We start from the raw sequence: 9,051 nt of genomic DNA on the forward strand, positions 1-9,051 counted from the left end.
GAGGAGCGCGGGCTGCTGGTCGTGCGCCTCGACCTCAGGGGGCGGCGCAGCGTGGCGTTCCCCGACCTGGGCTGCGAGACCGCGCCCGCCGACCCCGCCGGCCCGGCCGACGCGACGGACGGGCGCGCAGCCGCGGAGTGACTCGGGCGCCGCCTCGAGACTAGTCCTCGTCGTCGCCCTGCGGCGGTGCCGCGGCCATGCCCAGCGCCGCCATGTAGAGCTCGAGCAGCGCCTCCTGTTCCATGCGCTCGGCGTGGTCCTGCTTGCGGATGCGCACGATCTGGCGCAACACCTTGGTGTCGAAGCCGTTGCCCTTGGCCTCGGCATAGATCTCCTTGATGTCGTCGCTGATCGCCTTCTTTTCCTCTTCCATGCGCTCGATGCGCTCGACGAATGCACGCAACTGGTCCTGTGCGACGCTGTCGGGGGATACGGTGGCCATAGTCTACGAACCTCTTCTTTCCGAGCCCCCGTTCAAGCCGGTCGCCCCTGCCCGTTCAAGCCAAATCATCGGCAATCCACGCCCAATCCGCACCGCACCCGCGGCTCTCTCATTTCCGCCAAAAGCCTCGTTTAGCGGTTGACAACCAGGGGGCCGTGCGCACAACTCACCGCGCCCCCAAGCATCCCGCATTCATTCAGCATCCGGGTTGGAGCATTGCGCGTTATCCTGGCCATCGCTGGTGTGCTTGTCGGGGTCCTTGCCGTCATCGCGATCTGGCTCGCCATCCCCAAGGGGGGACCGTCGGCACCCGCCGTCGCGCTCGCCGCGCCGGCGCAGTCCACCGGGGCAGGGGTGAACCCCGCCCAGGCGGCGCCGGTCGCCGACGCGGAAGCGGAATCGGACGAGGGCAGCCTCCGGGTGTGCAACCAGACAGTCAATCCCGTCTCCATCGCGCTCGGCTACCGGGCCGAGCGGGGCTGGCAGTCCGAGGGCTGGTGGGTCGCCGGCCCGGGGGAATGCAAGACCGTCTATAATGGCCGCCTCGACGCCCGCTACTACTACGTCTTCGCCGCCGACGACATCGGCGGCGGCACCTGGGACGGCGAGGTCTACATGTGCACGCGCGACGAGACCTTCACCATCTTTGGCGTTGAGGATTGTCTCGCCCGCGGCTACGAACGTACCGGCTTCTTCGAGGTCGACACCAAGAGCCGCAGCAACTGGACGCTGCAGCTTACCGAAGGCGAGGTGCTGGGCGCAGACCCCGTCGCCGGCGCCGAAGATGGAGCGCCACTGGACGGCAACCTGGACGCCGCTTCCGGCGACGACGCCGAATAACACCGTTGGGGGAAGGCAAGACAGTCCAATGAGGCGCATGCGACGCGTTAAGATTCTGGCAACTCTGGGCCCGGCCTCCAGCGAAGAGAACACCATCGAGGAACTGGCGAAGGCGGGGGCCGACGTCTTCCGCATCAACATGAGCCACGCCAGCCACGCCTTGCTGGCCGAAACCGTGGCCCGCATCCGCTCCGTCGAGGCGCGGCTCGGCCATCCGCTCGGCGTGCTGGTCGACCTGCAGGGGCCGAAGCTGCGCATCGGCAGCTTCGAAGGCGGCTCCGTGCAGCTCGCCGCCGGCGAGACCATCGCCCTCGATTCCTCGCCCGTCGCCGGCAACAAGGCGCGCGTCTACCTGCCCCACCCCGAAATCTTCGAGGCGGTCGGCGTCGGCGACCGGCTGCTGCTCGACGACGGCAAGATCGAATTGCGCGCCCTGCGCGTCGGCGGCGGTGCCATCGAGTGTGCCGTGGTGCATGGCGGCAAGCTCTCCGACAGGAAGGGAGTCAGCCTGCCCGATACCCTGCTGCCGGTCGGGGCGCTGACCGAGAAGGACCATGCCGACCTCGTCGAGGCGCTGCGCAACGAAGCCGACTGGATCGCGCTGTCCTTCGTGCAGCGCCCCGAGGACATCATCGACGTCCGCAAGATCGTCCAGGGCCGCGCCGGCGTCATGGCCAAGATCGAAAAGCCGCAGGCCGTCGAACGGCTCGAGGAGATCATCAAGCTCTGCGACGCCTTCATGATCGCCCGCGGCGACCTCGGCGTCGAACTGCCGCTCGAGACCGTGCCGGGCCTGCAGAAGCGCATGATCCGCATCGCCCGCCGCTACGGCAAGCCGGTGGTCGTCGCCACCCAGATGCTGGAATCGATGATCCAGTCGCCGGTGCCGACCCGCGCCGAGGTCTCGGACGTCTCGATTGCCGTGTTCGAAGGGGCCGATGCCATCATGCTGTCGGCCGAGTCCGCGTCCGGCCAATATCCGGTGGAGGCGGTGTCGACCATGAACCGGGTCGCCGTCGCCGTGGAGAACGACGTCAACTACCGCTCGATCATCCGCGCCCAGGCCACCGAGCCGGAGGCCACCGCGGCGGACGCCATCTCGGCGGCGACGCGGCAGGTCGCCGAAACCCTCGACCTTGCGGCCATCGTCACCTACACCTCGTCCGGTTCGACCGCCATCCGGGCGGCGCGCGAGCGCCCCTCAAAGCCGATCCTGGCGCTCTCCCCCAATATCCGCACGGCGCGGCGGCTGTCGGTGGTGTGGGGCATCCATTGCGTGGCGACCGAGGACGCGGTGAACATGGAAGACATGGTCGACCGCGCCTGCGTCATCGCCTATCAGGAGGGGCTCGCCCGCCCCGGCGACCGTATCGCCATCACCGCCGGCATTCCGCTCGGCACCCCCGGGGCCACCAACATGCTGCGCATCGCCTTCGTCCGCCAGGACGGCGCCGGCTCCTCCTGAGGGCCGCGAAGGCAGCGGCCACCGACGAGACCAGCAACGAGGCCAAGATATGACGATCGCAACCCAGCTCGAGGCGGCGCTCGCGCGCGCCGACGCCGACATGGATCAGAGCCTCGAGCGGCTCAAGGCGCTCATCCGCATCAAGTCGATCTCCACCGACCCCGCCTACGCCGGGGAATGCCGCCGCGCCGCCGAATGGCTGGCCGCAGGCCTGCGCGAGGACGGTTTCGAGGCCTCCGTCCGCGATACTCCCGGCCACCCGGTGGTCGTCGCCCACGGCCGCGACGCGCTCGCGCCGCACGTGCTGTTCTACGGCCACTACGACGTGCAGCCGGTCGACCCGCTGCAGCTGTGGAATTCCGATCCGTTCGAGGCCGAGCTTCGGGAACAGCCCGACGGCGAAGTGCATATCGTTGCCCGCGGCTCCTCCGACGACAAGGGCCAGCTGATGACCTTCCTCGAGGCGTGCCGCGCCTGGCGCGCCGCCAACGGAACGCTGCCCGTCAGGGTCTCCATCCTGCTCGAGGGCGAGGAGGAATCGGGCGGCAAGAACCTGCCCGGCTTCATCGGCGGGGCTGCCGACGAGCTGAGGGCCGACGTGGCCCTCGTCTGCGACACCGACATGTGGGACCGCTCGACACCGTCGATCACCACCATGCTGCGCGGCCTCGTCGGCGAGGAAATCGAGATCACCTGCGCCGACAAGGATCTGCATTCGGGCATGTACGGCAGCGCCGCTCGCAACCCCAACCAGGTGCTGGCGGAGATCATTGCCAGCCTGAGGCGCCCCGACGGCAGCGTCGCCGTCGCCGGCTTCTATGACGAGGTCGAGGAACTGCCGGAGGCGGTCGCCGAGCAGTGGCGCAACCTCGGCTTCGACGAGAAGGCGTTCCTGGCCGGGGCCGGGCTGACCCAGGCGGCCGGCGAGAAGGACCGCCCGCTGCTGCAGCAGATCTGGTCGCGGCCCACCTGCGAGATCAACGGCATGAGCGGGGGCTATACGGGCGACGGCTTCAAGACGGTGATCCCGGCCAAGGCCAGTGCCAAAATCTCGTTCCGGCTGGTCGCCAGCCAGGATCCGCACAAGATCCGCGAGGCTTTCCGCGCCCACGTCCGGGAGCGCCTCCCGGCGGACTGCACGGTCATGTTCAAGGAGCACGGCGGCAGCCCGGCCATCGCCGTCCCCGCCGATGGCCCGTATCTACGCCGGGCGCTGGCGGCGCTCACCGACGAATGGGGCAAGCAGGCCGCGATCACCGCCTCGGGCGGGTCCATCCCCGTGGCCGGCGATTTCAAGCGTCTGCTCGGGCTCGACACGCTGCTCATCGGCTTCGCCCACAGCGACGACCGCATCCACTCGCCCAACGAAAAATACAACCTGACCAGCTACCACCGCGGCATCCGCTCGTGGATCCGCATCCTCGCCGCCTTCGCCGGCAACTGAGCGGCACGCAACACAAAAAGGCCCGCGCAAGCGGGCCTTTGCGACGCGCCGGAGGCGGGCGGCTGTCAGCCCTGGCGGGCCTTGTAGCGCTTGTCCATCTTGTTGATGATGTAGACGCGCCCGCGGCGGCGAACCAGCTTGTTGGCGCGGTGGCGGCCCAGCAGGGCCTTCAGCGAATTGGCGATCTTCATCGTCGAACCTTCTCGGAACAAAAAAGAGGCGCCGCGCGCCCTCTGGATTGGCCCCGTCATTAAGCGCTAACGCCCATGCTGTCAACGCGCGCGGGCCGCTTTTTCGCCCCGCAACGGCCCGCTCCGGCCTGACCCGGCCTCGCCCCGCCCCCTAGCCGGCGGCGGCCTCGCGCTCGATCTCGCGCCAGCGATGGCAGGCCACCAGCCGTCCCCCTTCGACGGTTTCGAGCGGCGGGCGCTGCTCGGCGCACAGCGCGACGGCGTAGCGGCAGCGCGTGCGGAAGGCGCAGCCGGACGGCGGGAAGATCGGCGAAGGAATCTCGCCCACCAGCGCGTCGATGGAACGCGCCCGGGCCCGCTTCGGATCGGGGATGGGGACCGCCGTCAGCAGGGCTTGCGTGTAGGGGTGCTTGGGGTCGCCGTAGAGCGCGTCGCCGTCGGCCAGTTCGACGATCCGCCCCAGATAGAGCACGAGGATGCGGTCGGACACGTGCCGCACCACCGACAGATTGTGGCTGATGAAGATCAGCGTCAGCCCGAACTTGTCCTTGAGGTCGGCAAGCAGGTTGAGGATCTGCGCCTGGATCGAGACGTCGAGCGCCGATACCGGCTCGTCGCACACGATCAGCTTCGGCTCCGTGATCAGGGCGCGGGCGATGCCGATGCGCTGCGCCTGCCCGCCGGAGAATTCGTGCGGGTAGCGGTTGATCATTTCCGGCAGCAGCCCCACCGCCTCCATCATCGCCAGCACGCGCCGGCGCCGCTCCGCCTCGTTCAGTTCGGGCATCAGCGTCCTGAGCGGATCGGCGACGATTTCGCCCACGGTGAGGCGCGGGTTCAGCGACGCCAGGGGATCCTGGAAGATGATCTGCAAATCGCGGCGCCGCCGGCGCATCGCCTCGGCAGGCAACCTTGTGATGTCCTCTCCGAGCCACAGGACGCGGCCTTCGTCGGGCGCCAGCAGCTGCAGGATGCAGCGCCCCAGCGTCGACTTCCCGCAGCCGCTCTCGCCGACGATGCCGAGCGTCTCGCCCTGCCGCACCGAAAAGGAGATGTCCGTGAGCGCGTGCAGCTCCAGCGGCCGCGAAAACAGGCCGCCCGAGATCGAGAACGACTTCGAGAGTCCGTCGATGGTGAGGATGTCGGCGGGTTGCCCGGTCATGCCACGGCCTCATAGGCAAGGCGGCCCTGGTACCAGCAGGCCCGGGCGCGGCCCTCCCCGGCCGGCTCGAGCGGCGGGCGCTCGGCCAGGCATTTGTCGAAGCGGAAGGCGCAACGCGGGTTGAAGGCACAGCCGGGCGGCAGACGCTCGAGGCTGGGCGGCAGCCCCTGGATCGGATCGAGCCGGCGCGCCCGCACCGCCACGTGCGGCGTCGAGTGCAGCAGGCCCAGCGTATAGGGATGGCGCGGATCGTAGAACAGCTGGTCGACGCTGCCGGTCTCCACCGCCCGGCCCGCATACATCACCATCATGTTGTCGGCGAGCCCGGCAACCACGCCCAGATCGTGGGTGATCATGACCAGCGCCGTGCCGAAATCGTCGGTCAGCGTCTTGAACAGGTCGAGCATCTGCGCCTGCACGGTGACGTCGAGCGCCGTCGTCGGTTCGTCGGCGATCAGGATCTTGGGCCGGCACAGCAGCGCCATGGCGATCATCACCCGCTGCCGCATGCCGCCCGACATTTCGTGCGGATAGGCGTTGGCGCGCTTGGCGGGCTCCGGCATGCCGACGCGCTCGAGCATCTCGACGGCCGCCCGGACCGCCTGTTCGCGATCGTAGCCCTGGTGGCGCACGAGCACTTCGGCCAGTTGCGTGCGCACCTTGAGGCTGGGATTGAGCGAGGTCATCGGATCCTGGAAGATCATGGCGATGTCGCGCCCGCGATAGGTGTCGAGCTGGTCTGCGGGCATGCCGATGAGATCGACGTCACCGAGCATCGCCCGGCCGCGGGCGCGGCCGTTCCTGGCCAGCAGGCCCATGATGGCGAGGAAAGCCTGGCTCTTGCCCGAGCCGCTTTCGCCCACCACCGCCAGCGTCTCGCCTTCGTGCAGCGTGAAGCTCAAGTCGGAGACCGCCTGCACTTCGGAATTGTGCAGGGCGAAGGTGACGTCGAGGTCGTCGACGGTGAGCACAGCGGCCATGGTCAGCGGTCCTTCGGATCGAGGGCGTCGCGCAGCCCGTCGCCGAGATAGGACAGGCAGAGCAGCATCAAGACGAGCATCACGGCGGGGGTGTAGAGCATCCACGGCAGCGCCTCGGCGACGGGCGCGCCGAACGAGATCAGCGTGCCCAGCGAGGTCTGCGGCTCCTGCACGCCCAGCCCGAGATAGCTGAGGAAGCTCTCGGTGATGATGATCTCGGGGACCGTGAGCGTGGCGTAGATGACCACCGGCCCGGTGAGGTTGGGCACGATGTGGCGGAAGATGATGGTCCACGGCCTGGCGCCGCCCGCCTTGGCCGCCTCGATGAACTCGCGCTCCTTGATGGACAGCGTCTGCCCGCGCACGATGCGCGCCATGGTCAGCCATTCGAGGCACCCGATGCCGACGAACAGCAGCACCGGCGAGCGTCCGAAGATGACCACGAGGATGATGACGAACAGGATGTAGGGCAAGGCGTACATGATGTCGACGAAGCGCATCATCACGGCGTCGAGCTTGCCGCCGAAATAGCCGGCGATCGCGCCGTAGACGACGCCGATCACCACCGAGACGGTGGTCGCGACCGTTGCCACCATCAGCGACATCTGGGTCCCCTGCAGGGTGCGGGCGAACATGTCGCGGCCGTTCTGGTCGGTGCCGAAATAATGCCCCTTGGCGAAGTCGGGCGGCTTGCGTATCGCCCCCCAGTCGATCTTGTCGTAGGTCCAGGGCAGCAGGTACGGCCCGACGATCGCCAGGAGGGCGATGGCGACGAGCACGAAGATCGAGACCAGCGCCGCCTTGTTGTTGAACAGCCGCCGCAGCGCGTCCTGCGTCAGCGAGCGCCCTTTCGGCGCCGCCGCCAGCGCGTCGGCATAGGCGGTCAGGACGGCGTCCTTGCCGGTGATGCCGGCCATCAGCGGTACCTCACCTTGGGATCGAGCCAGGCGTAGACGAAATCGACGATCAAATTCAGCGCCAGGATGATGAAGACGTAGAGGATGGTGGTGCCGAGCACGAGGCCGTAGTCGCGGTTGAGCGCGGCGGTGATGAAATACTTGCCGATCCCCGGCAGGGCGAACACCTGCTCGACCACCAGCGATCCGGTAAGCAGGTAGGACAGGCCGGGGCCGAGATAGGACACCACCGGCAGGAGGGCCGGCTTGAGCGCATGCCGGGCGAGGATCAGCCGGGTCCCCAGCCCCTTGGAGCGCGCGGTGCGTACGTAGTTGGTGCCCAGCACCTCGATCATGGAGCCGCGCACCAGCCGGGCGACGCGCCCGCCATGCGGCAGCGCCAGGATGAACACCGGCAGCACCAGATGCAGCAGCGAACCCGGCTTGTAGCCGCCGACCGGCAGCCAGCCCAGGTACACGCCGAACACGAGCTGCACGATATTGGCCATGAGGAAGTTCGGCACGATGATGCCCACCAGCACCACCGCGACCAGCAGGTAGTCGGGCCACTTGTTCTGGTTCACCGCGGCGACGGCGCCGGCGATCATGCCGCCCAGCGTGCCGATGACGAAGGCCGAAAAGCCGAGCATCAGGGTGAAGGGCAGGCCGATGCCGATGAGGCGCGCGACCGAGAAGTCCTCCATCACCATGGAGGGGCCGAACTCGCCGCGCAGCACCCCGGTGACGTAGATGAAGTACTGGGTGATCAGCGGTTGATCGAGATTGTAGTAGGCCCTCAGGTTCTTGAGGACCAGCGGCGGCAGCGCGCGCTCGCCGTCGAAGGGCCCGCCCGGCGCCAGCCTGAGGATGAAGAAGCAGACGGTGATCGTGATCAGGGCGATCGGGATGGCCGTCAGCACGCGCCTGAGCGCATATCCGAACATGGTGAGTAGCCCTTCCGGCCTGCCGTGGGGCGACGCCCCTATCGCGGCGGCAGCACAGGGCCGCGGGGCTGGCGCCCCGCGGCCACCGAATTCAGCCGGCTATTCCGACTTGCTCATCCAGCGGACACGATTGATGTCCTTGGCATTGTCCTCGAAGCCCGAGATCTTGGGCGAGACGACGTTCTTGGACACGTACCAGTAGATCGGGATGGCGGCGAATTCGTCCATCGCCAGCGCCTCGGCCTTGTGCAGCAGTTCGGAGCGCTTGACGAGGTCGAGTTCGGTCGCGGCCTGGGCCAGCAGGCTGTCGAACTCGGGGTTCGAATAGCGACCGTAGTTGTTGCCCCAGTTCATCTGGCCGTCCTGCATCACGCCGGTCTTGAGCAGGTCGAGCGTGTTGGAGGCGTCGGAGTAGTCGAGCAGCCAGCCGGCACGGCCGACTTGGAAGTCGCCGGCGCGCAGCGCGTCGTAGTGCACCGCGGTTTCGGCGTTGAACAGCTCGACTTCGACGCCGATCTGCTTCCACATGTCGGAGATGGCCACCGCGATGCGCTGGTGGTTGTCGTTGGTGTTGTAGCGCAGCTGCAGCTTCAGCGGCTTCTCCGGGGTATAGCCGGCCGCTTCCATCAGCTTCTTGGCTTCCGCGACGCGCTGATCATAGGGCTCTTCGGCCCAGTCCGGCGCATA

The 9,051-nt window shown here is 68.0% G+C and carries 10 protein-coding genes; 3 read left to right on the top strand and 7 right to left on the bottom strand.

Features of this window, described 5'->3' with window-relative positions; all coding sequences use genetic code 11:
• Window positions 1–160: 160 nt before the first annotated feature.
• Window positions 161–442: a DUF2312 domain-containing protein gene (locus VGD93_RS09315; protein ID WP_395011382.1), complete on the bottom strand. Its 282-nt coding sequence runs from the start codon at window positions 440–442 to the stop codon at window positions 161–163.
• A 216-nt stretch (window positions 443–658) separates the two neighbouring features.
• Between VGD93_RS09315 and VGD93_RS09320 the strand changes: the two genes are divergently transcribed.
• Genes VGD93_RS09320 through VGD93_RS09330 form a run of 3 tightly spaced genes read left to right on the top strand, consistent with a single transcriptional unit; the run spans window position 659 to window position 4,191 of the window.
• Complete coding sequence (locus VGD93_RS09320) at window positions 659–1,282, top strand: DUF1036 domain-containing protein (protein WP_395011384.1); 624 nt, start codon at window positions 659–661, stop codon at window positions 1,280–1,282.
• A gap of 28 nt (window positions 1,283–1,310) precedes the next feature.
• On the top strand, window positions 1,311–2,747 hold the full coding sequence (gene pyk / locus VGD93_RS09325) for a pyruvate kinase (RefSeq protein ID WP_395011386.1): 1,437 nt from the start codon (window positions 1,311–1,313) through the stop codon (window positions 2,745–2,747).
• Window positions 2,748–2,796: 49 nt separating this feature from the next.
• Window positions 2,797–4,191 (top strand): M20/M25/M40 family metallo-hydrolase, encoded by a 1,395-nt coding sequence (locus tag VGD93_RS09330; protein WP_395011388.1) that lies wholly within the window; start codon window positions 2,797–2,799, stop codon window positions 4,189–4,191.
• 65 nt (window positions 4,192–4,256) lie between these two features.
• Here the strand turns inward: VGD93_RS09330 and ykgO are convergent, their stop codons facing one another.
• The 6 genes from ykgO to VGD93_RS09360 form a co-directional block, all read right to left on the bottom strand.
• Window positions 4,257–4,382 (bottom strand): type B 50S ribosomal protein L36, encoded by a 126-nt coding sequence (gene ykgO / locus VGD93_RS09335; RefSeq protein WP_395011390.1) that lies wholly within the window; start codon window positions 4,380–4,382, stop codon window positions 4,257–4,259.
• Between the two features lie 151 nt (window positions 4,383–4,533).
• Entirely contained in the window at window positions 4,534–5,544 is a 1,011-nt protein-coding gene (locus VGD93_RS09340) for an ABC transporter ATP-binding protein (protein ID WP_395011392.1), read from the bottom strand.
• Window positions 5,541–6,524: an ABC transporter ATP-binding protein gene (locus VGD93_RS09345; RefSeq protein ID WP_395011394.1), complete on the bottom strand. Its 984-nt coding sequence runs from the start codon at window positions 6,522–6,524 to the stop codon at window positions 5,541–5,543. The genes VGD93_RS09340 and VGD93_RS09345 overlap by 4 nt, the downstream gene beginning before the upstream one ends.
• 2 nt (window positions 6,525–6,526) lie before the next feature.
• The gene (locus VGD93_RS09350) at window positions 6,527–7,441 is read right to left on the bottom strand and encodes an ABC transporter permease (RefSeq protein WP_395011396.1); all 915 of its coding nucleotides are present in this window, start codon (window positions 7,439–7,441) and stop codon (window positions 6,527–6,529) included.
• Window positions 7,441–8,364 (bottom strand): ABC transporter permease, encoded by a 924-nt coding sequence (locus tag VGD93_RS09355; protein WP_395011398.1) that lies wholly within the window; start codon window positions 8,362–8,364, stop codon window positions 7,441–7,443. The genes VGD93_RS09350 and VGD93_RS09355 overlap by 1 nt, the downstream gene beginning before the upstream one ends.
• Window positions 8,365–8,463: 99 nt before the next feature.
• The coding region (locus VGD93_RS09360; RefSeq protein ID WP_395011400.1) for an ABC transporter substrate-binding protein at window positions 8,464–9,051 on the bottom strand (588 nt) is incomplete at its 5' end.

Origin of the sequence: Devosia sp. (assembly GCF_036406155.1) — a bacterium.
In the GTDB taxonomy this organism is placed as follows: Bacteria; Pseudomonadota; Alphaproteobacteria; order Rhizobiales; family Devosiaceae; genus Devosia_A.